At 48.3% G+C, this 20,158-nt stretch carries 18 protein-coding genes, 1 tRNA gene and 1 pseudogene; 11 read left to right on the top strand and 9 right to left on the bottom strand.

The window, feature by feature from the left end; all coding sequences use genetic code 11:
* The first annotated feature begins 851 nt into the window (after positions 1 to 851).
* The 4 genes from tkt to K6J72_RS06360 all read left to right on the top strand — a co-directional run bounded on the left by tkt (position 852) and on the right by K6J72_RS06360 (position 8,448).
* Entirely contained in the window at positions 852 to 2,777 is a 1,926-nt protein-coding gene (gene tkt, locus K6J72_RS06345) for a transketolase (RefSeq protein WP_221279259.1), read from the top strand.
* Entirely contained in the window at positions 2,774 to 5,071 is a 2,298-nt protein-coding gene (locus K6J72_RS06350; RefSeq protein WP_260320552.1) for a PD-(D/E)XK nuclease family protein, read from the top strand. The genes tkt and K6J72_RS06350 overlap by 4 nt, the downstream gene beginning before the upstream one ends.
* A 64-nt stretch (positions 5,072 to 5,135) precedes the next feature.
* Positions 5,136 to 7,073 carry a DNA translocase FtsK gene (locus K6J72_RS06355; protein WP_260320553.1) on the top strand — a complete coding sequence of 646 codons (1,938 nt, stop codon included), beginning with the start codon at positions 5,136 to 5,138 and terminating at the stop codon, positions 7,071 to 7,073.
* Positions 7,057 to 8,448 (top strand): NAD(P)H-hydrate dehydratase, encoded by a 1,392-nt coding sequence (locus K6J72_RS06360; protein WP_221279260.1) that lies wholly within the window; start codon positions 7,057 to 7,059, stop codon positions 8,446 to 8,448. The genes K6J72_RS06355 and K6J72_RS06360 overlap by 17 nt, the downstream gene beginning before the upstream one ends.
* Here K6J72_RS06360 and K6J72_RS06365 read toward each other — a convergent pair.
* The 4 genes from K6J72_RS06365 to K6J72_RS06380 are packed head-to-tail and all read right to left on the bottom strand — an operon-like array spanning position 8,434 to position 10,949.
* Positions 8,434 to 9,141, bottom strand: a complete 708-nt coding sequence (locus K6J72_RS06365) for a TlyA family RNA methyltransferase (protein WP_221279261.1) — start codon at positions 9,139 to 9,141, stop codon at positions 8,434 to 8,436. The genes K6J72_RS06360 and K6J72_RS06365 overlap by 15 nt on opposite strands.
* Before the next feature lies 1 nt (position 9,142).
* Positions 9,143 to 10,138, bottom strand: coding sequence for a DNA adenine methylase (locus K6J72_RS06370; protein WP_221279262.1), 996 nt, complete (start codon positions 10,136 to 10,138; stop codon positions 9,143 to 9,145).
* 19 nt (positions 10,139 to 10,157) lie between these two features.
* Positions 10,158 to 10,382, bottom strand: coding sequence for a hypothetical protein (locus K6J72_RS06375; RefSeq protein WP_221279263.1), 225 nt, complete (start codon positions 10,380 to 10,382; stop codon positions 10,158 to 10,160).
* Between the two features lie 24 nt (positions 10,383 to 10,406).
* The gene (locus K6J72_RS06380) at positions 10,407 to 10,949 is read right to left on the bottom strand and encodes a sulfatase-like hydrolase/transferase (RefSeq protein ID WP_221279264.1); all 543 of its coding nucleotides are present in this window, start codon (positions 10,947 to 10,949) and stop codon (positions 10,407 to 10,409) included.
* A 65-nt stretch (positions 10,950 to 11,014) separates the two neighbouring features.
* On the opposite strand from K6J72_RS06380, the gene K6J72_RS06385 reads away from it, so the two are divergent.
* The 3 genes and pseudogenes from K6J72_RS06385 (at position 11,015) to K6J72_RS06400 (ending at position 13,042) form a co-directional block, all read left to right on the top strand.
* On the top strand, positions 11,015 to 11,647 hold the full coding sequence (locus K6J72_RS06385) for a putative barnase/colicin E5 family endoribonuclease (protein WP_260320706.1): 633 nt from the start codon (positions 11,015 to 11,017) through the stop codon (positions 11,645 to 11,647).
* Positions 11,648 to 11,754: 107 nt separating this feature from the next.
* Positions 11,755 to 12,446: pseudogene (locus K6J72_RS08465) on the top strand (PBECR3 domain-containing polyvalent protein).
* Positions 12,447 to 12,451: 5 nt separating this feature from the next.
* The gene (locus tag K6J72_RS06400) at positions 12,452 to 13,042 is read left to right on the top strand and encodes a hypothetical protein (protein ID WP_221279268.1); all 591 of its coding nucleotides are present in this window, start codon (positions 12,452 to 12,454) and stop codon (positions 13,040 to 13,042) included.
* A gap of 46 nt (positions 13,043 to 13,088) precedes the next feature.
* Here the strand turns inward: K6J72_RS06400 and K6J72_RS06405 are convergent, their stop codons facing one another.
* A complete protein-coding gene (locus K6J72_RS06405; protein WP_221279269.1) occupies positions 13,089 to 13,409 on the bottom strand; it encodes a hypothetical protein in 321 nt (106 codons plus the stop codon).
* 536 nt (positions 13,410 to 13,945) lie between these two features.
* Here K6J72_RS06405 and K6J72_RS06410 point away from each other — a divergent pair.
* Positions 13,946 to 14,161 (top strand): hypothetical protein, encoded by a 216-nt coding sequence (locus tag K6J72_RS06410; protein WP_221279270.1) that lies wholly within the window; start codon positions 13,946 to 13,948, stop codon positions 14,159 to 14,161.
* 376 nt (positions 14,162 to 14,537) lie between these two features.
* On the opposite strand, the gene K6J72_RS06415 is transcribed toward K6J72_RS06410, so the two are convergent.
* Positions 14,538 to 15,044: a flagellar FLiS export co-chaperone gene (locus tag K6J72_RS06415; protein ID WP_221279271.1), complete on the bottom strand. Its 507-nt coding sequence runs from the start codon at positions 15,042 to 15,044 to the stop codon at positions 14,538 to 14,540.
* A gap of 100 nt (positions 15,045 to 15,144) precedes the next feature.
* Here K6J72_RS06415 and K6J72_RS06420 point away from each other — a divergent pair, with 100 nt between their 5' ends.
* From K6J72_RS06420 to hemE, 3 genes are read left to right on the top strand one after another with little or no spacing between them, the layout of a single operon-like run.
* Positions 15,145 to 16,434, top strand: a complete 1,290-nt coding sequence (locus K6J72_RS06420) for a M99 family carboxypeptidase catalytic domain-containing protein (RefSeq protein ID WP_221279272.1) — start codon at positions 15,145 to 15,147, stop codon at positions 16,432 to 16,434.
* Positions 16,431 to 17,114 carry a 3-methyladenine DNA glycosylase gene (locus tag K6J72_RS06425; protein ID WP_221279273.1) on the top strand — a complete coding sequence of 228 codons (684 nt, stop codon included), beginning with the start codon at positions 16,431 to 16,433 and terminating at the stop codon, positions 17,112 to 17,114. Before K6J72_RS06420 ends, K6J72_RS06425 begins: the two co-directional genes overlap by 4 nt.
* Complete coding sequence (gene hemE / locus K6J72_RS06430) at positions 17,101 to 18,123, top strand: uroporphyrinogen decarboxylase (protein WP_221279274.1); 1,023 nt, start codon at positions 17,101 to 17,103, stop codon at positions 18,121 to 18,123. Before K6J72_RS06425 ends, hemE begins: the two co-directional genes overlap by 14 nt.
* A gap of 13 nt (positions 18,124 to 18,136) precedes the next feature.
* Here the strand turns inward: hemE and K6J72_RS06435 are convergent, their stop codons facing one another.
* The 3 genes from K6J72_RS06435 to K6J72_RS06445 form a co-directional block, all read right to left on the bottom strand.
* Positions 18,137 to 18,742, bottom strand: coding sequence for an outer membrane protein (locus K6J72_RS06435; RefSeq protein WP_221279275.1), 606 nt, complete (start codon positions 18,740 to 18,742; stop codon positions 18,137 to 18,139).
* Positions 18,743 to 18,912: 170 nt separating this feature from the next.
* Positions 18,913 to 18,987 (bottom strand) — tRNA-Asn (locus K6J72_RS06440).
* 64 nt (positions 18,988 to 19,051) lie between these two features.
* A complete protein-coding gene (locus K6J72_RS06445) occupies positions 19,052 to 20,158 on the bottom strand; it encodes an NAD(P)/FAD-dependent oxidoreductase (protein WP_221279276.1) in 1,107 nt (368 codons plus the stop codon).

Below are 20,158 nucleotides of genomic sequence, written 5' to 3' on the forward strand. Positions count from 1 at the left end.
ATAGGCGTTGCCTTTAGTAGGTAGAGTTCCTACCGAATTAACGCCTACGGACATGCGAAAAGCCAAACACTCGAAAACCAAGAGCGTGGCAGGCATGGTTGAACTAGGAATACAGCAGAAATTCTAGCTTTGTAGAATTTTACAAAGTTTTATAGGATTTTATAGGTCTGTAAGAACGGTCTGCCTTTTGGCAAAAGAAGTGAGCGAGGGTTGATCGGTTGTCCACACCAAGCACCGCCAGCGCGCGAGGGGAATGAGCCAAAATCACCGAGATTTTAGCCAATCAAAGAAACGCCCTAGCTTTGAGGCATGGCCAAAAAGCGCGTAAGCGGACATTGAAGGGCTAAAGCCCCAGAGTAAAATGGCTAGAGAACTTAACAACAGAGCGAAAGCCAAGGGTGGGCATCGCCCTCTTTGGCAAAACCAATGCGGGCAAATCCGCGCTCATTGAGGCGTTGTACCTTTTTTCAAAGAGCCCAGCAAAAAATGAGAACAGCGGTTATTTAGAGAAACAGAGAGCCTCTAGTAAAAATTTTACGATGCAATTTTGGGGTATTTTGTGGCGTGTTTGGGGGTTTTTGAGGGCTATTGTGTCCGCGTTTTACTTGGGGCGTGTTATAAGCAAAATCGCCTTATTTTGACACTATGCCCGAATGTGTGCTATATTACGGGCATTTTGTGTTCTTTGATTTGCCATTGTTCTTATCCTAAGTGGCCTTGAGTTGTGCGCTTATTTTGGTGTTCCCTAAATGGGACTTTCTTAAGGCTTGTTTGTGGGGGTTAAAGCCCCTATACTAGGGTTTGTTATGGCTACATGGTGATTACCCCTTTATTCCCACAAAAGGCATTTTATGGACTTAAGCTTGAGCTTAAAAGACAAAACTACTTTAGAAAAAATGGCAACCTCGTTGCGCTTTTTATGCGCCGACATGGTGCAAGAGGCAAACAGCGGACACCCGGGTGTGGCGATGGGTTTGGCCGATGTCGCAGTGGTGCTCAGCCATCATGTGCGCTTAAACCCCACCAACCCTAAGTGGCTAGGTAGAGACCGCCTCGTCTTTAGCGGGGGGCATGCGAGCGCGCTCGTCTATGCGCTCTTGCACTTATGGGGCTTTAATGTGAGTTTGGAGGATTTAAAGGCCTTTAGACAGCTACACTCGCTCACCCCGGGGCATCCCGAATACAAGCACACCGCAGGTATAGAGGTTACCACAGGTCCGCTAGGGCAGGGCTTTGCTAACGCTGTGGGCTTTGCGATTGCGGGCAAAATGGCGCAAGACATGCTAGGCAATGCCTTTAGCCATAAGGTTTATTGTCTGTGTGGGGATGGAGATTTACAAGAGGGGATCAGCTATGAGAGCGCGTCTTTAGCCGGGCACTTAGGCCTTGCTGATCTCATTGTTATTTATGACAGCAATGCGATCACCATTGAGGGGGACACAAACTTAGCCTTCAGTGAAAATGTGCGCTTGCGCTTTGAGGCGCAGGGCTGGGCGGTACTTGAGTGCAAGGGGCATGACTTTTTAGACATTGATCAAGCCCTAAACCAAGCTCAAGTGAGCGGCAAGCCAACCTTGATTATCGCCCACACGACCATCGGCAAGGGGGCCTCAGAGCTCGAGGGCAGCGCAAAAACGCACGGCGCGCCCTTAGGAGCTGAAGTGTTAAAGCGGGCGAAAGAGGCTGCAAAGTGGGCGCACCCGCCCTTTTATATCCCCGAAGAGATAAAATTACATTTCAGTTTGCAAAGGGGAGAGGCTGAAGAAAAGCTTTGGACACAAGCCTTAAGCCAAAAAACAAAAGAGCAAATCGCCCATTTGCAAGCCAAAGACTTTAGCAAGGTGGCTTACCCTGTGTTTGAGCTAGGACAAAAATGCGCCACAAGGGCGAGCAACGGGGCGATTTTAAACGCCATTGCCCAAAGCTATTTGGGTTTTGTAGGCGGCAGTGCTGACTTAGCCCCCTCCAACAACACCCGTTTAAAAGAGAGGGGGGATTTTTTAAAAGGCGTGTGTGGACGCAATTTGCACTTTGGCATTAGAGAACACGCCATGGGGGCGATTTGCAATGGGATTTCTAATTATGGCTTGTTTGTCCCCTTTTGTGCGACCTTTTTTGTCTTCAGCGACTATTTAGCCCCTGCCTTGCGCTTGAGTGCGCTCATGCAAAACCAAGTCTACTATGTCTTCACGCATGACAGCATCGGGGTGGGTGAAGATGGGGCGACTCACCAGCCCATAGAACACTTAAGCCACCTACGGGCTGTACCCCATTTTGAAGTTTATCGCCCCATGGATGCGCATGAAAATGTGCTCTGCTGGCAAGTGGCCTTAAAGCGGGGTAAGAGTGCGGCCTTTGTGCTCTCAAGACAGGATTTAGAGGTGGCAAGTTGTGCCCGTTTAGAGCAGGTGCAAAGGGGGGGGTATGTGCTGTATAAAAGCACCAAAGAGGTGCAAATAAGTTTGCTTTCTAGTGGGAGCGAAGTTGTGCCATGCCTTAAAGCTGCGAGCCTTTTAGAAGAAGAGAACATCGGGGTGCAAGTGGTGAGTGTGCCTTGTTTTGATTTGTTGTTGCAACAAGAACAAGAGTATTTAAACACGCTCTTGGTGGGGGTGGTTTTGGCTGTAGAGGCGAGTAGAGGGCTTGAGTGGTTTAAGTTTGCCGATGAAGTGCTGGGCATGCAAAGTTTTGGCAAGTCGGGCAAGGGGGCGGATTTATTCACATATTTTGGCTTTAGCCCTGAGAACATCGCAAGCAGGGCTAGGGCATTGCTGTGAAACAAGAGTGTCTGTATGTCTTTAGCCACCAAAGGGCGTGCAAGGCATTTTTAGCCACACAGCCCGATGGCTTTTTGCCCCCCACACTGAGTGTAAAAGACTTTTACGCCCAAATTAGCTATGTCCCAAACCTCATCAAAATTCCCCAAAGTGTGCGCCAGCTTCTCTTAGCCCACGCTATTGAAAAAGTCTTACACGAACTGCCCGAAAAGGATAAACCCTTATTGGTCTTTGAAAAAAGCTTTTTGGGCTACTTAGAGGGGAGCAACTTTGTGGGGCGTTTCTTTAACGAGCTGGCTAAGTTTAATTTAGACATTTACCAAATCAAAAATAGAGACATTTACGGCGACTACACGCACCATTTAGAAGTTTTGGAGCGCATTTACGAGCATTACACCACACAGCTACAAGAGTTAGGCTTTTACGACCCCATTTTGCGTCTAAAGCCCGTAATCATCCCCGAAATCTTGCAAAAGTTTTCAAGGGTAGAGTTTTATTTGGGTGGCTCCTTGAGCCTTTATGAGCAAGAATTGCTCTTTGCCATCGGGGCGTTTGTACCGATTTTCCTGCATGCTAGTGTGGATCGTTACAACAAGGGGTTTTTAAATTTTCTAAATCTGGAGCTCAAAGAGGATCACAGCTATAAAATTGACTTACAAGCTTTATCACGGCACGAAAACCCTATCCTAGAAACCACCCCCAAACCCCCCACAAAAAATATCCACATACACCACTTCAACACCCGACTAGAACAAGCCGCACTGGCTTTAGCCAGAGTGCAAGAGTGGCTAGAAGCGGGCTTAGAGCCTTCAAGGCTAGCCATCATCACTCCCGATTCGAGCCTCACGGCCCACTTACACCTCTTAGACACCAAGCGCAATTTAAACTTCGCTCACGGGCAAAATGTCAAGTGGGCTTATCAAAGTTACTTTGAAGCCTTGAAAAATTTAAAGCCAAGCAACACGCCCCCCCTAGAGGATTTAAACACACAGTGCTTAAGGTTAATGGAGCAGCTAAGTGCCCCCCAAGCCCTGCAAGACTTCCATCAAGAGTTTTACAGCGCACACTCTAAGGTGCAAGAGATTTTGTCTAGCTATGCCTTTGTTGATTGGATAGAGCTTTACACCCGTGCACTCAAAGAACAGAGAGTGGATGACACCATGGGCGGACAAGTCAAAGTCCTAGATGTGCTCGAGTGTCGGGGGCTGGAGTTTGATAAAGTGGTGATTTTAGACTTCACCGATCAGCTTGTGCCAAACTTGGCCGATCACGATCTTTTTCTAAACAGCAAAATCCGCGCACTTTTAAACATGCCCACGCTCAAGGACAAAAAAAACCTACAGAAGCACTATTACTACCAAATCTTGCAAAACAGTCAAGAAGTGGACATAGCCTATCACAGCGCAAACAATGCCACCTACTCTAAAATGCTCTTAGAATTAGGGCTTGAGGGGCAGATTGTCAAAAACACTCTTTTGCTCTTTCCCCCCGAACACAAGCACGCCTACACTGAGGACACCTGCACCGCCAAAGTTCCGCAAAATTTTAAATTCAGCGCCACGAGCCTGAACCACTTTGTCAGCTGTCCTAGGCGTTTTTATTTAAAATACCTACAAGGGCTAAACCCCCCTGCAAACAACAACGCCGACATGGGCTCACTCTTGCACGCCCTTTTAAAGACCCACTACGCACAACACCCCACAACCCCCATAACCGCCCCAATTTTATTAGACCTAGCCATGGCCACCCCCAAGTGGCAAGAGATGAGTGCCTTAGAAAAATTAGGCTTTGAGGTGGCGGTGGATAAAATGCAAAACTTCTTTACCCAAGAGGGCAAAAGATTGGCACAGGGGCAGGTGTGGGCGTGCGAAAGGGAGTTCGTGTTCTCTTTTGAGGGCTTTACTTTAAGGGGGTGGATTGACCGCATAGATGCGCTCAATGATGGCTCTTATGCGCTCATAGACTACAAATACAAGTCTTCTAAAGATTTAAAAACCGACACTCTAGAGAGCGTGGATGCATGCCAAGATTTTCAATTAAGCCTTTATGCCCTAGCAGCCATGCGAGAACTCGGCCATGCCCCTTTAGAAGTGTGCTTTTACAGCCTAAAAGATGGGGAGCTAAAATACGAGAGCCAAGAGGTCTTGCGCGCCAAACAAGAACGCTTAAGGGGGATTTTAAACGCCTTTAAACAGCCCATAGACTTTGCAAAGAACCCTAGCAAAAAAAATTGTCAGTATTGCGCCTACCAAGACATTTGCGGAGTGGAGTATAAAGAGAGGAGGGAGCATTAAACTCGGGTTTTACGCCTTTTTAATCGGGCTTTTTTTAGCCACCTGCTTTGGAGAAAGCGGAAGTTTGGGGGTTTTAGGCGTGGGGATTGCCTCGTGGCACACCAATTATTTTGGGGCAATCGCCTACCTTGATCCAATTTATTTGTTCTTTGTGTGGCGGTGGGGGTGTTTAAAAAGTTTAAAGGGGCTAGAAGCTATTTTGGCGAGTTTAATCGGGTTTTTGGGCTTGCTTGTGGGGCAGGCATTGCTCTTTAAACAAGGGCTTGTGGGCGCGATTTTACTCAGTTTAATCGCCAAGCCCATCGGCGCGCTCGGGGCGTGGCTTGTGGTTGTGGGGGCACTTCTCTATGCTTTTGGGGTGTTGTTTCCTAAAACCTTTGCGAGGGTGAAAGACAAGTTGTCCAACTTAGTACGCCTGGGCCTTGAGAAGGGCAAAGAGGGTGGCGAGGCTTTATTGCGACTCTTGCAAGGGCTAAAAGCTCCCCAAAAAAGGGCGCATTTTATCCCAAGAGCGCATAAAATGCCCTCCACGCCTAAAACCAAAAACACCCCCTTTGACCCTAAAAACTTTGAGAGAGAACGCCCCAAAAGTTTTAAGATCAAGGTGAGCCACTATCAGGAAGCCCAAGAAGTGCAAGATTATGGTGTGCGCCTCGTGCCCAAAGAGCCAAAGTTAAAAGAGGTAAAACCCCAAGAGCCACAAGAGCAAGAGGTGCGCCTCGTGCCCAAAGAAAAGCCCCAAGAAGCGCAAGAATCCCCACCTCCACAAGACCTCCACACCAAAGAGTCCAACACCCCAAGTTTGCATTTAGACCTGTCTGCCCATAAGGATTTACTAGAGCAACGCCACGCCTTGCAAAAGCCCAAACAAAATACCTTGCCTAGCCTAGAACTCTTAAACCCCCCAAAGCCCCAAACCCCTCAACCAGATAATTTGCAAGAGAAGGTCCACAACCTCTTAAACAAACTCAAAATGTTTAAGATTGAGGGCAAGGTTGTCAACACCTGCGTAGGGCCGATGGTCACGACCTTTGAGTTTCGCCCTGCCGGGCATGTCAAGGTGAGCAAGGTGTTGGGTTTAGCTGATGACTTGGCGATGGCTCTTTGCGCGCAGTCCATCCGCATACAAGCCCCCATCAAGGGCAAGGATGTGATGGGGATTGAAATCGCCAATGACAGCCTAGCCCCCATTAGCCTAAGAGAAATTCTAGAGAGCCAAACCTTTTTGCAAAGCACAGGTTTAAGCCTCGCCCTAGGCAAAAGTACCACGGGCGAGCCCTTTATCCTAGATTTAAAAGCCATGCCCCATTTGCTTATAGCCGGGAGCACGGGTAGCGGCAAGAGTGTGGCGATGCACGCCTTGATTTTGTCCCTGCTTTACAAGCACAGCCCCCAAGATTTGCAATTTGTGATGATAGACCCCAAAAGGGTGGAATTTAGCCTATACGCCCACCTACCCCATTTAAAAACCCCCATCATCACAGACCCGAGCGAGGCGCAAAGTGCCCTAGAGGATTTGGTGCACGAAATGGAGCAACGCTACGACCTCTTAAGTACCAAAAGGGCAAAGAACATAGACAGCTACAACCAAAAATCCCCCCACCCACTGCCCTTTATCGTGGTGTTGGTAGACGAACTAGCGGATTTGATGCTCGCCGGGGGCAAGGACATAGAGACCCCGATCATCAGGCTCGCGCAAATGGGGCGGGCAAGCGGGTTGCACCTTGTCATCGCCACCCAACGCCCAAGCGTGGACATTTTAACGGGACTGATTAAGGCGAATTTGCCCTGCAAGATGAGCTTTAAGGTCGGCTCTAAGGTGGATGCGAGGGTTGTTTTAGACACTGAAGGGGCGCAAAACCTCTTAGGCAGGGGGGACATGCTTTTAATTGCGCCGGGCAGCAGTGCGCCCATCAGGGTGCACGGGGCGTTTGTGAGCGAGGATGAAATTGAGCGTGTCGTGGATTTTATAGAAAGGCAAGGACATGCAAAACTTATATGAAAGCACCCAAGAATTAGACAACCGGGCGTGTGCGCTCTATGGGCTTGAGCCTAGTTTGCTGATGGAAAACGCGGCGGCAAGTTTGCGCCATGAAATCGTGCAGAGGGCAGGGGGCTTAAAAAAGGTCCTGATCGTGTGCGGGGGTGGGGACAATGGGGGAGATGGCTACGCTTTAGCTCGGCATTTAAGCGACCTTGAAGTGCAAATTTTAAGCGTTAAAGAGCCTAAAAGCGCGCTGTGCCAAATCCAATACCAACGGGCTTTAGCGTGCCATATAGAGGTCTTGCCGCGTTTCAAGCTGTGCCAAACCCCTGAGATTGTCATAGATTGTTTATTTGGCTCGGGGCTAAAGGGGACGCTAAGTCTAGAATTGCAAGATCTCATACACGCCCTAAATGCCCTACCTGCCTTAAAAATCGCCTGTGATGTACCAAGCGGGCTAGATTCTCAAGGCTTTATAGAAAGCATCGCCTTTAGGGCGGATGTGTGCGTGTCTATGGGGGCATTAAAAAGTGGGCTGTTTAGCGATTGTGCTAAGGACTTCGTGGGGGAGGTCGTGGTGGCTAATTTAGGCGTGGGGAGGGGCTTGTATGAAGCCGAGACTCCTCTTTTCTTGTTGGAAAAAAGCGATTTAGTCTTACCCCTGCGTTTCAAACAAAACACACATAAGGGCTACTTTGGGCATGTGGGCGTGGTGGTGGGTGCGCACAGTGGGGCAGGGTTTTTGAGCGCAAAAAGCGCGCTAGCCTTTGGCGCAGGGCTTGTGAGCGTGCTAGGCGCACCTGAGTTGCAACACACAAAGCCCCTAGAGATCATGTACGCTGCCACCATCCCCCAACAAATAACCGCGTTTGCGCTAGGCATGGGGCTAGAGGGTTTGCCTGAAAACTTAGAGAAAATGCTCGCACTTGCCCCCTGTGTGCTTGATGCCGGGGTGTTTTATGAAAGGGGGCTTGTGGAGGTGTTAGACAAGCCTTACCAAATGGTACTGACCCCACATCCTAAAGAGTTTTTAAGCCTGCTGAAGATGCTAGGCCATGAGGTGGATATGCTCGAGTTATTGCGCTTTAAACTTAAATGGGCGCACGCCTTTAGCCAAGCCTACCCGCACACAGTTTTGCTTTTAAAGGGCGCGAACCCCATCATCGCCTACAGCGGACAAATTTATGTCAATCCCCTAGGCTCCAGTGCCCTTGCTAAGGCAGGCAGTGGGGACATTTTAAGCGGTATGGTGGCCGCCCTGTTGGCACAAGGTTATAGCCCCCTAGATGCTGCCCTGAACGCAAGTCTAGCCCACGCAATGGCAGGCAGCCTAAAGCCCCACACCTACGCCCTAACCCCCCAACAGCTCATAGACAACCTAGCCACGCTCTAAGAGCACAAAAAACTCGCTGTTGCCCTCCTTGCCCTTGAGGGCGGACCGATCAACGCAGAGCACTTTTAAGCCCAAATTTTGTGCCAAAATTAAAAACTCTTGTAGGTTCTTATTGATGGCTTCTTGGTCCAGCACCACGCCCTTTTTGCTGCGCTTGACCCCCAAACCCACTTCAAATTGCGGTTTAAAGAGCAGGAGAAGATTAGGACTTAAGGGGGCAAGGGTGGGTAAGAGCAGGCGCAAAGAGATAAAGCTCACATCGCACACCAACGAATCGTAAACTTGGCTAGGTTGAAACGCCCGAATGTCGCAAGATTCGTGTAGCTCTATTCTAGGGTTTTCTCTAAGCTCTTTGGCTAATTGCCCCCGCCCCACATCCACGCACACCACCCGAGCCGCCCCCTTTTCTAACAGCACCTGGGCAAACCCCCCTGTGCTTGAGCCGACATCTAAAACGATTTTATTTTGACAATCTAGGGGGTGTTGCTCTAAAAAGCCCCATAACTTCTCGCCTGCCCGCCCCACAAAGCGCTTGGGCTGTGGCTCTAGGTCTTGCAACTCTTTGACTAACTTGTCTGTAACCTGCAAACTCGGCTTTAGCCCTAGCCCAATTTGCCCCTTTAAAATCAAGCTCTTGGCATGCTCCCTGCTTGCAGCGACCCCTCGTTGCACTAAGAATTGATCCAAGCGCATTTTAGCCCCTAAGCAACACATGCAGGTATTCAGTGGTGTGTTCTTTGGTATTGGGGGTGCTAGCAAAACGGCTGTAAGCTTGGCTTTTAAGGCTGTAATTGCCATATTGGCTAAAAAGAGTCTTGATCTCCTCTAAACCCAACAAGCCCTCATCATTGTAGCTTAAGAACACAAAGCGGGCGCTGGTGTGTTTGAGGATATGCTCTAAACTTTGGTAAACCAAGTTCTTTTTACACCAAGCCGACTTTTCATACGCCCTTAAGCCTGTTTTACCCTTGGGGGTGAAGTCGTCATAAAGGGCAATGCTGTTTAAGATATGGTAATTTGCCCCGTATTCGCGTTGGTTGTAGGGGGGGTCTAGGTATAAAATGTCGGTTTTTAGCCGGGGGATTAACTCCTTAGCGTCTGTGTGGTAGGCGTGGTGGGGGTTTGGACTCAATTCTAGGGGAGCTGGGGTTAACAACAACTCCTGTTGTGCGCTCTTTTTGAGTTTTTTTAAAAATGCCCCATAGACACAGGCGGTGTTGGCGACTTTATCCGCCGCCTCGAGCAAAGAAGTGAGCAAGAAATAATGCTCGGCTAAACTTGTCTCCCCCTGTGTGTGCCACTTGTCAATTTGGGTGCGCATGGCATCGATTTTTAGAGCATTGCTGTCGCTAAAGTATAAGCGCCCTTCCCCACCGCCTAAAGCGTAGTGTTGGTAGATTTTGCCCGCTAGTGGGGGCAAGTTATTGAGCGCATCGATGAGAGTTTGTGCCCGCTTGAGGGGTTTGGTGTTTTCAATGTAGTGTTTGGCAAGTACGAAACTATAAAACTCTTTATCGTTGCTCAACACCTGTTTGGCATGGTTTTTAAACAACCGCCCCACCGCTGCCGTGCCTGAGAAAAGGTCGGCAAAGATGCAATCGGCTAAATGGACCCCGCCGCCCCACAACACTTCTTGGATGCTGCCAAACAAAAAACTAGAAAGCTTGTATTTTGATCCTATATAGTTCATGCCACGAGGATAGCATAAACTAGGGTTTTTTGGGGGGGTTTAAGACCCTTGCAAAGTGCAGACAACATTGCGCCAAAATGAAGGGGGGCAAGGTGTAGCTCACATGCAAAATAGTGTCGATCTTGATGGGCTTAAAAAGCACCACACCCGCCCAAACGAGCGCACTCACACACGCCACGCCCATGAGGACCATCGCTAACCCTTCAAGCCCCCTTGCGATCTTCTCTTTTATCTCTTGCACCATAGGAAACTATTTTAGTGCAAAAGATTAAACAGCTTGAGGCTTCTTACACTCCAAATGCCCGCAAAAAATGCGTTTTCTGTGGGTGTCAAATTGTGGGCTAAATAAATCCTTGCTCTCTTGATTGTCCTTTGTGTGTATGCCTACAAGGGGCAAGAGAGAATGGATTAAATCATCGCTCATAAGGGGTTTATGCAGGGCTTGCTCTATGAGTTTCACTTTATCGGGGTGTCTTTGTTTAAAAGTGTCGGTAACGAAAACCATAAAAGGGATTTCTACGCCATAGGCAGAGCATTTATGCCCGTAGGTGTTGCCACTTTGGAAAATGTCTTGGGCGTGATCGGAGAGATAAAAAATAATGGTGTCCTTGCCCTGAAAGAGTTTAAAAATCTCACCTAGCACATGGTCGGTGTAATGAATAGAATTGACATAATCCGCCACGATTTGCTTATCTTTATCGTTTTTGACTTTGAGATTTTTATCGTCAATGTCTTTGGGGGTGAATTTGGCATAAGATTTGGGGAAACGCTCGCTATAGAGCAAATGGCTGCCCATTAAATGGAACACCATGAGATTTTTAGCCCTTCTTTGCCAAAGAGTTTAAAGACCCTAAGACGGGCAAGGGCTTGATCAGTGTGGCAGAAGTTACAGAAATTGCCAAAAGCCCATTTTGGCACTTCAAGCAATACAGCTTAGCAGAATACCCCAAGCTAGAGGATGCGCTTAAAGAGGGCAAGGTGATCTATGGCGCGTTAAAAAGCCCTAAGAGCCCTAAGGGTAAAACCCCTACAGACATCGAACCTAACCCCATATTTGGCGAGAACTTTGCCGAATTTGCGCTCAAGGGGGCAGAGGCGGTGAAAAAGCTCTTACAAGAGAAACGCGGACAAGTGGCGGGGGCGTTTTATCGGGAAGATTTGGAGTATATCACTCTAGCATGGGGAGAAGCAGGCACAGGTAAAAGTGATGGTTGGGGTTTAAGCAAGATTGCCAAATACCACCCCGAAGTTTTGGACAAACTAGAGGAGCTTATCCAAACTTTACCCATTGTCAAAGAAACCCCTAACCGCTACCAATTAGAGAACGCAACCTACAAGGCGAGCATTAGAAAGGACTTTGAGAAAAAGCCGGGAAATTGGGTATTGACGGCGTTTGAGAAGATGGAGAGTATCGCTAAGCGTAATACAGACTTGCCTAGCACCCAAGAGGGGGCTAAAAAGACTCCTTTAGCCGATACCAAAGACAACAATACCACCCCCCCCGCTTAAAGGGCAAGATGAGCCTAGCAACACAGGGGGCAACTCTAGCGGGGAAAGTGGTGGAAACACCCCACCCACAATGGGGGAAAGCAATCACGGGGATAAGAAACCGCCTAATGAGAACAATACAGCTAGTGGGGGTAAGGGGGAGAAGGTGGAGAAAAGGGGGTAGTGGAGGGGATAGACCGCCCACAGATAGCGGGGATTTATTCGACCCTAACCAACCCCCAAGAAAAGTTACCAAAGAAGAAATCACCCCCGAGTTTTTAGAAGAAGTGAAGAAGCGCAAAAACGAGAAGGTGTGGGTGGGGGAATTGACTAACCCTAAAATCATTGGGCAACTAGGCTTTAAGACAGACAAGCCGGTTAAAATGCTGTTTGACGGGGACGCGTTAAGGCATATTGAGGAAAGGCATGGGGTGGATTCTAAACTAGCCAAGAATGGACAACCGCCCATTACGAGTGCAGATATAGCGACTTACCCAGACATTGTCAATCATGCGACTTGATGAAGGTAGAGGACACGCCCAAGGGCAAGAATCTTTTAATTGGCAAGCAAATTAACGGGTATATGGCGGTGGTGGAGGTGATAGGCACAAAAAATAACCAACTAACCCTAAAAACGATGTATAAGGAAAATGGGAAACTAGCCAATGCAAAGGAGTTTAAAGAGTCCATCAGTAACCACGATGTGGCGGATTCACGCCCGTTAAAGACGGGTGATTCCTTAGATACTGCTATGGACTTGAGCGACTCTACCACCCCCGCCCTTAAAAAGCAAACCACAGCAAGGGGGAAAACTACCTGAAGAGTTTGAGCCCTGAAGAGCTGGCAAAAGCCCAAGAAGAGACATTTGCAGAGCTTGGCAAGAATGCCTTTAAACCTCTAAGCACCACGCCTTTAGCCAAAGAGCAGCTTTTTAAAGAGCTTAATGGGTATAAGCACTTTGGGCACGACTTCACAGAATACAGAGACAAGGGCCTAAAAGCCCTAGAGTTCATCGCCAAGAAAAAGCACGGGCAAGTGAGCGGGGCTTACTATAGAGCAGACTTAGGCGCGATCGACATAAGCAACAATACCCAAAGGGGGTTAGTGGATTTGTTGGCAGGTCGGGGGGCTAGCGATGTAGAGAACAACATTTACTATTGGGGCAAGCCGGCATTAGAGCCCTTTGAAGGCAACACCACGCAAGAGAAGGTTTTACACGCCCTAGATAGAATCCTCAAGGAGGGCACTTACCGCCTAGAGCAGGGGCAACACATCCTAAGCCTAGAGCTAGACAATGGTGTTTATCAATTACAGCTCTTCCCCCTAAGCCTAGAGCAACCCAGCCACTTTTATCCTATGTCCCTCCAACACCACCACAGACCCAAAAACCCCGATAGCCCTATGGAGCGGGATTGACAAGTTTTTGTTGTGTGGATTTTAGGCGTTTTAGGGGGTTTAAAGCCTACCTTTTGCCCTCTTTAAAAATCTGCAGTAGGTGCTGGATGTGGGCGAGTTGCTCGTGGCAGGTTTTTAAATCCTTAAGGCTCTTGGGGTCTTTGTAGCGTTCTCTTATGATTTTCACCTCTTGGGGTTTGTGCTCTAAATACTTCTGGTGGTCTAATTCTAGGGCTTTGATGTGTTTGTTCTGCTCGTTCAAGTGGATTTGGCTAAGCTCGAGCTTTTCTTTGAGCGCGCCATTGGCTTTGAGCAAGTGGGCAATGCCGCCTAGTGCCCCCAAAAGGCCTAAGCCTAGAACAATCACTAAGATTAAGATGTAGGGCATTGCTTGCGTAAGCTTAAAATCTTTTGCACAACTTCAATCGCCCGGTCGATGCCAAAGTAGCCCACACTGGCCGCGATGCCGACCTTTGGCATGTAGGCCAAGACTCAGCTTTTCAAAGACCACTTCAAGGATATTTTAAGCGCGTTGTTTGGGGGTGCGCTCTATTTGAAACAACTTATTAGGGAGATGGAGCGTGAGGGGCAAATTTACTTGGTAAGCCTTTTGCAATTTGACACGCTTAGGATGCTGCAGTAGCAAATCCAGTTATTGCTGGGCAAAAGCCAAACGCCTCGCCTACAAGGCGGTTTAAATGGGTTTTAGGGTGAAACGATCGAGCAAACCAAAGATTTAGCTCAAGAGATCGGGGCTATGGCTAAACAAATTGCCCAAGAGCAGGCAAACAACTGCCCCAAAGGGAAATGTGAAGCGGTAGGGGCGGGCACAGCCAGCAAAGTTTTAGGGTGAAATGTAGACAACAGCCACGCAACCGCCCAAAATGCTCTACAATCCACATGGATTAACTTTAATGCCTTATATTGCCTAGTGGACAAAATGCGCCTAGTGAGGCTGTAAACGCGTCCAATGGAGGGGGCGGTGGGCGTAGGTTTTTACCTGTAATGGGCGTGTCTGAGTTGGACAATAAAGTTGCGTCTAAAGACCTCCCATGTTTAATCACCACGCGCGACATCCACGACACCCTAAAGGCAATTGATATGGGCAAGACGATGGGACAAGAGCAAGCTCACGAATGAAACGGCAGAAACATTAAGGGGTAAGTTGAACCTGCCTAGCAAGTCCAAAGACCCCACCAAACTTTATATACCGAGTCAAAAACCACCCTAGACACTCCCGCCACCCAAATCGCCCCAAAGCGCAAGAGTTTGGGTTTTTAAAACAGCGTTAAACAAGTTGTGCTGAAAATCCCTAGTGTTTCACAAAAACACTATTCTCTCCACCCTTAGGCCAAGGTCGTGGTGGGTGGTGGTCGCCCTTTTTGGATTTTAGCAGTGCCTTGGCAGGGCAGTGGCTTCTAGGGCGGATTACCCCAGCCACTTCACCTGTTAGCACAATTTTTTGGGCACTCATTGCCGTGTTGCTTCACACGGACTAAAATCCAAAGACATTCCCCTACGAACTCTTCATCAAATCCAGCAATGCATCTTTGTTGAAGCTTGGGGTGTTGAGGGTTGGGGGTTTTTTGAAGACTTGTTTTTGGCTGACACTCTCTTGGATTGTGTTCAACGCTTGTTTGATCTGCGCAAGACTCTCTTGCAAGATTGCTTTTAAATCTGCCCCTGTGGATAACAAGTCTAAAGGGCTTGGAGCGTTGAGCTCAAGCACGCTCTCGCCTAGATTAATGCTAAGGGTGCTGTTGAAAAGGGCTTTGCCCATAAACTGCGCCTTTTGCACCAACTCTTGCACGCCATCCACACTCAACGACTCGAGTTTTAGGATTTTTTGGCAGGCGATTTGCAAGGTTTGCAGTGCCCCGATGCTCTCGTTGATGCCCTTGATCTCGTGGTTAAACTTTTCAATCTTGTGCGCCTTGTGCTGGGTGTCTAGCATGTCTAAAGACTGTGTGTCGATCGCCCCTAGGTGTTTTTGGAGAGTCTGTAAAATGTCCTGTTTTAACATGTCCATCCTTTGTAGCAAGATACAGAACACAAGCATTTTTTATTCCTTAACACTTAGGGAGTTTTTTAGGTATAATGGCGGATTTTAATCAGGATCGTTGATGAAGTCTATTGTATTGTTGCTCTTGTGTGTGTCTTTAAGCGCCTTGCCCTTGCAGTTGGTGAAAAAAGAAGGCTCTAAAAACGCCCCCACTTTGCTTTTAATGGGGGGGATTCAAGGCGATGAGCCGGGGGGGTTCAACACCACAGACATTTTTTTAATGCACTATAAGGTGTTGTCGGGGAATGTGTGGGTGGTGCCTGTGCTTAACCGCTACTCCATGCTGAGAAACCATAGAGGGGTATATGGGGATTTAAACCGCAAATTTGCCTATTTGAGCCCCAAAGACCCCGAATACCCCCTAATCCAATCCATTAAGAAAATCATCACCGCCAAAGAGGTGGGCGCAATTTTACACCTACACGATGGGAGCGGCTTTTACCGCCCCCACTATGAAAGCCCTCTTTTAAACCCAAGGCGTTGGGGCAATTCGTCCATCATAGACCAAGACGAACTGCCCGGCGTGCCCTTCGGGCATTTAAAACAAGTGTCGCAGGGCATCATCGCCAATGTCAATAAGTCGCTCTTAAAGCCCATACACCGCTACTATATCCGTAACACCCACACAGCACAAGGCAATGTAGAAATGGAGAAAGCACTGACCTATTTTGCCATCAAGCACAAAAAGCCCGCCTTTGCTAACGAAGCGAGCAAAGAACTGCCCCTACCTGCAAGGGTGTATTACCACTTACTCGCCCTTGAGGGATTGTTAAAAGAGCTGGGTATCCGATACAGCAAGGACTTCAGTCTAAACCCTGAGAGCCTTTACAAGCTCATCAACGACCCGAGTTTAAGCGTGGTGTTAAATAACAACACCATTCTGCCCATTTATGGTCTGAGAGGACATCTAAACTTTTTCCCCATGCCTAAAAACACCCCCCTAGAGCAAATCTCCCTAACTTCTAGAAGCTATATTTTGGGCTTGCTGCCTAAACAAAAACAAGTGTGGCTCAAATACGGCAATAAATTGATGACCCGCTTGCACCCCCTGTATTTGCCCTTTGATCATAGCCTAAAGAGCGTTAAGCTGGAGATCGATGGCAAGTTACAGGAGAGCGCACCGGCTCAAATTGTAGAGGTACATAAGTCCTTTAAGGTTATGGCAAAAGAAGGCTACCGGGTGAATGTGATCGGCTACACCCATCGGGGGGCAAAAGACGAAGCCGGCTTTAAAATCACCTATAAAAACTTAGATAAACGCTATTCTATAGACACAGAGGGGCGGATTTTCCGCATCGAGTTTTACAAGGGCGATGCCTTCAGTGGCATGGTGTTGGCGCGCTTTTTATGAGCCTAGCCTTTTGCATCCTTAAGGCGTTAAAATCGTTAAAACTCATAGAGCACGCCCCGCCCTTGTGGTGGCCGGGTGCCGGGAGTGTGGAGGTCGTTGTGGGCGCAATACTCACACAGCGCACAAGATTTAGCAAGGTGCAAGAGAGCCTAGACAATCTTAAAAACGCCCATATCTTAGAGCAAAACCCCACTAAGAGCCTGGAAAATCTCGCACAAATCCCTTTAGACAATTTAGCTAAGCTCATTGCCCCAAGTGGGTTTTATAACCAAAAGGCACGGCATTTAAACGCCCTTAGCCAAAATATCCTCAAGGATTTCAATGGCTTTGAAACCTTTAAAGCTGAGGTGAGCCGGGCGTGGCTTTTGGCACAAAAAGGTGTGGGTTTTGAGAGTGCTGATAGCATTTTAAATTATGCCTGCTTACGCCCTGTGTTTGTCGTGGATGCCTACACACACAAACTCTTAGCCACTTTGGGACTTGAGATGGAGGACTACCACGCCCTGCAAGAGTTTTTCACCAAAGGGCTAGAGCAAGACCTGTCCCAAGTTTTGGCACTTTATGAGAATAAGCTAGAGTTAGCGGGCATTTATGCGCGTTTGCATGGCAAGATTGTAGCCTGCATGCAAGCCAAGATTGCCCTTAACCCCCACTTAAAGGATTGCGATGGTCTTTATTGATGCATGTTTTAGACAAGAAACCCCCTACACTCCCATTTGGATGATGCGCCAAGCGGGACGGTATTTGAGCGAATACCAAGCGGTGCGTAAGAGGGCCAAAAACTTTTTAGACCTATGCGCCGATGTCAAACTTGCTACAGAAGTAACGCTCCAGCCCATTGAAATTTTAGATGTGGATGCCGCCATCCTCTTTAGCGATATTTTACTCCTGCCCCATAAAATGGGCTTGCCCCTAGAGTTTCTCCCCAGTTTTGGCCCCAAATTTACCCAAACCATCCAAAACCTAGAGGACATGAAAGCCCTAAAGAGGGGAGCATACAAAGATTTGGGTTTTGTGTATGAGATTGTGTCTAGCGTGCGCGCCAAGTTAGACAAGTCTAAGGCGCTGATCGGTTTTAGCGGTGCGCCTTGGACTTTGGCGACCTATATGCTAGAGGGGCAAGGGAGCAAGACCTACAGCCGCTCTAAAAAAATCCTTTACACTGAGCCCGCCACCGTCCACGCCCTGTTAGAAGCCTTGAGTGATGAAATCATTGGCTATTTAGACATGCAAGCACAAGCGGGGGCTAATGCCCTCATGCTTTTTGACTCGTGGGCGGGGGCACTGGAGCTGGAGGCGTATTTAGAATTTGGCTGGAGCTATATAGACAAAATCACCAAAGCCCTAAAGCTTAAGCACCCTAAAATCCCTTTAATCGTGTTCCCTAAGGGTGTGGGGGCGTATTTGGGGCATTTAAAGGGGGATTTTGAAGTCTTTGGATGCGGTTGGGGTGTGCCTTTAAAGTTGGCTAAAGAAATTTTAGGAGGCCACTATGTCTTGCAAGGCAATTTAGAACCGGCAAGGCTGTATAGCCAAGAGGCAATGGTGGAGGGCGTTGAGCACATTTTTGGGCTGATGGGTAAAAAAGCGGGTTTTATTTTTAATTTGGGGCATGGGATGTTGCCCGACTTGCCCCGCGCTAACGCCATCGAGCTTGTGCGCTTGGTGCGCACACAGAGCAAGCGCTAAAGCGCGCTAAAACCTAGAAAGTGAACACATAGTTGATGTACCATGAGTAGTGGCGCATGATGGCGAAATTTGGAGCAAGTTTTTGGGGGATCATGGGGAATTTGATGCCCGCTTGGATGGCTGAGTGTGTGCCTATACGGATGCGTCCGCCCGCATTAAAGAGGAACTGGAAGCCGGTGTGGGAAGCCATGTTGCCAAATTGCCAAGTGTTACCGGCAAGCTGGATACCGCCCACAAGACCAAAGGCAAAGGGGCTGGTAGCGATGAGGTTAACGATCATGTCCGCCGCACCGCCATAGGTGTAGAGATTGTCTTTATCCCTATTGCTAGACCCCCACTGCGCGCTGTTGTTCCAGTCGAAGAAGCCATAGACTTGACCCCCAAACCATTTATTGGCAAAGCCCACGCCCCCCATTTGGATGCCCAAACCATAAAGGGGGGCACCAGTGGTTAAGCCATCTCTGTAAATATCACTGCTCTCTGTGTATTTACCTTGTTGGTAGCCAAGACCTAAGAAAAAGCCATTCTTTTCATCTGCTTGAGCTACAGACACAGCACTAGCGGCCATCAAACTAGAAAGAGCCAAGCCCTTCATCGTGCGTTTGAAACCAGAAACCATAAAAACTCCTTATCAAAGTTAGTGTGGACACACAAGCTAAGAGTGTTCCACTTGCTTCAAAAACAAGCACCCACAAGATCGGCTAAAGCGGTAAATATTGAGTAAATGGGAAAATTCCACCGATTTTAAGAAATTCTACGGATTTTTTAAGTAAATCTAAGGGGATTTTGTGGCTCCAGATGTAGGATTCGAACCTACGACCAAGCGGTTAACAGCCGCCTACTCTACCGCTGAGCTAATCTGGAACAAAAACGCCATTCTAGCATTTTTTTAGTGGGCTTGTCAAGACTTTTTAGCCCTAAACTATTCCTAGAGTTTTAAAGCCCTTCTGTGTCTGCACTCAATAGCGCTTTTAAGCCACAAAGCCAGCCGACCCGTTAGGCAAAAAACCCCCACTTGCCCGATGGCATAGCGAGTCCCTAGCGAGCAAATCGTGCCTTTGGGTTTGTAAACAAAGGGGTTTGTGGGGGGCTTGCCACTAAGGACATTTTTAAATTGCGCTCCCAAATACGCCCCCATTTGTGTGGCTAATTGTGCTGTGGGGGCAATGGGGCGGTTTTGCAAGTCTTTAAAAAGCGCACAGTCGCCCAGCACAAACACCCCCCATTTTTCTAGCCCTATGGGCTCTAAAAAGCTATTGACCTCCACACGGCTACGCGCACTCTTAAAAAAAGGGGAGTTTTCAATGACCGGGCTGCCCTTAACCCCACAAGTCCAAAAGATAAAATCCGCCTCTATTTGTTCTTTTTGTCCTTGTGTTTCGACTATGACTCCATTTTCCAAACACTCTAGGATTTTTGCCCCCACCTTTAGGCGCACCCCTAGACGCTCTAAATATCCTTGCGCTTTTATGGCGAGTTTGGGGACAAACATGGGTAAAATTTTAGGCATCGCCTCTATACAAGTGAGATTGACACTCCCGCTAAACGCATCTGCCAAAGCCCCCACCAGCTCCACTCCGCTAAAGCCTGCCCCACACACCACAATCTCTAGGGGCTTGTGGCTCTGTTGCACGGCACTTTGCAATTTTTGGTGCAATTCTTGACACTGCTTGTAGTGGCTTAAAGCGTGGGTGTGATCTTTAACTCCCACCACGCCAAAGCTCTCAGGTGCAAAGCCCAGCCCCACGACTAATTTTGTGTATGGGTGTTCTTGCTTTTGCCCCACTACCATCCCCTCTTTGATCTCCAACACCTCATCTTGCACGAAGCGCACCTCGGGGGGTAAAATCTCTGTCAGGCTCATGGCGTGGCAACCGGGCAAACCCGCCACGACATCGTGCAACAAGACCTGCACGCTGTGCTGGTAGCTCTGCGACACAAGCGTGAAAGAGTGGCTTTGCAAGACCTCTTTAGGCAAAGACTTGACAAAGGCTAGGCTAGCATACCCCGCCCCCAAAACCAAAACTTCTTGCAC

Source organism: Helicobacter sp. NHP19-003, from assembly GCF_019703305.1.
GTDB lineage: Bacteria > Campylobacterota > Campylobacteria > Campylobacterales > Helicobacteraceae > Helicobacter > Helicobacter gastrocanis.

Bases quoted from the DNA above. Each gene is read 5' to 3' on its own strand.
- tkt (WP_221279259.1), top strand. From the start codon at position 852: ATGGACTTAAGCTTGAGCTTAAAAGACAAAACTACTTTAGAAAAAATG.
- K6J72_RS06360 (WP_221279260.1), top strand. From the start codon at position 7,057: ATGCAAAACTTATATGAAAGCACCCAAGAATTAGACAACCGGGCGTGT.
- K6J72_RS06365 (WP_221279261.1), bottom strand. From the start codon at position 9,141: ATGCGCTTGGATCAATTCTTAGTGCAACGAGGGGTCGCTGCAAGCAGG.
- K6J72_RS06370 (WP_221279262.1), bottom strand. From the start codon at position 10,138: ATGAACTATATAGGATCAAAATACAAGCTTTCTAGTTTTTTGTTTGGC.
- K6J72_RS06375 (WP_221279263.1), bottom strand. From the start codon at position 10,382: ATGGTGCAAGAGATAAAAGAGAAGATCGCAAGGGGGCTTGAAGGGTTA.
- K6J72_RS06380 (WP_221279264.1), bottom strand. From the start codon at position 10,949: ATGGTGTTCCATTTAATGGGCAGCCATTTGCTCTATAGCGAGCGTTTC.
- K6J72_RS06405 (WP_221279269.1), bottom strand. From the start codon at position 13,409: ATGCCCTACATCTTAATCTTAGTGATTGTTCTAGGCTTAGGCCTTTTG.
- K6J72_RS06415 (WP_221279271.1), bottom strand. From the start codon at position 15,044: ATGTTAAAACAGGACATTTTACAGACTCTCCAAAAACACCTAGGGGCG.
- K6J72_RS06420 (WP_221279272.1), top strand. From the start codon at position 15,145: ATGAAGTCTATTGTATTGTTGCTCTTGTGTGTGTCTTTAAGCGCCTTG.
- K6J72_RS06425 (WP_221279273.1), top strand. From the start codon at position 16,431: ATGAGCCTAGCCTTTTGCATCCTTAAGGCGTTAAAATCGTTAAAACTC.
- hemE (WP_221279274.1), top strand. From the start codon at position 17,101: ATGGTCTTTATTGATGCATGTTTTAGACAAGAAACCCCCTACACTCCC.
- K6J72_RS06435 (WP_221279275.1), bottom strand. From the start codon at position 18,742: ATGGTTTCTGGTTTCAAACGCACGATGAAGGGCTTGGCTCTTTCTAGT.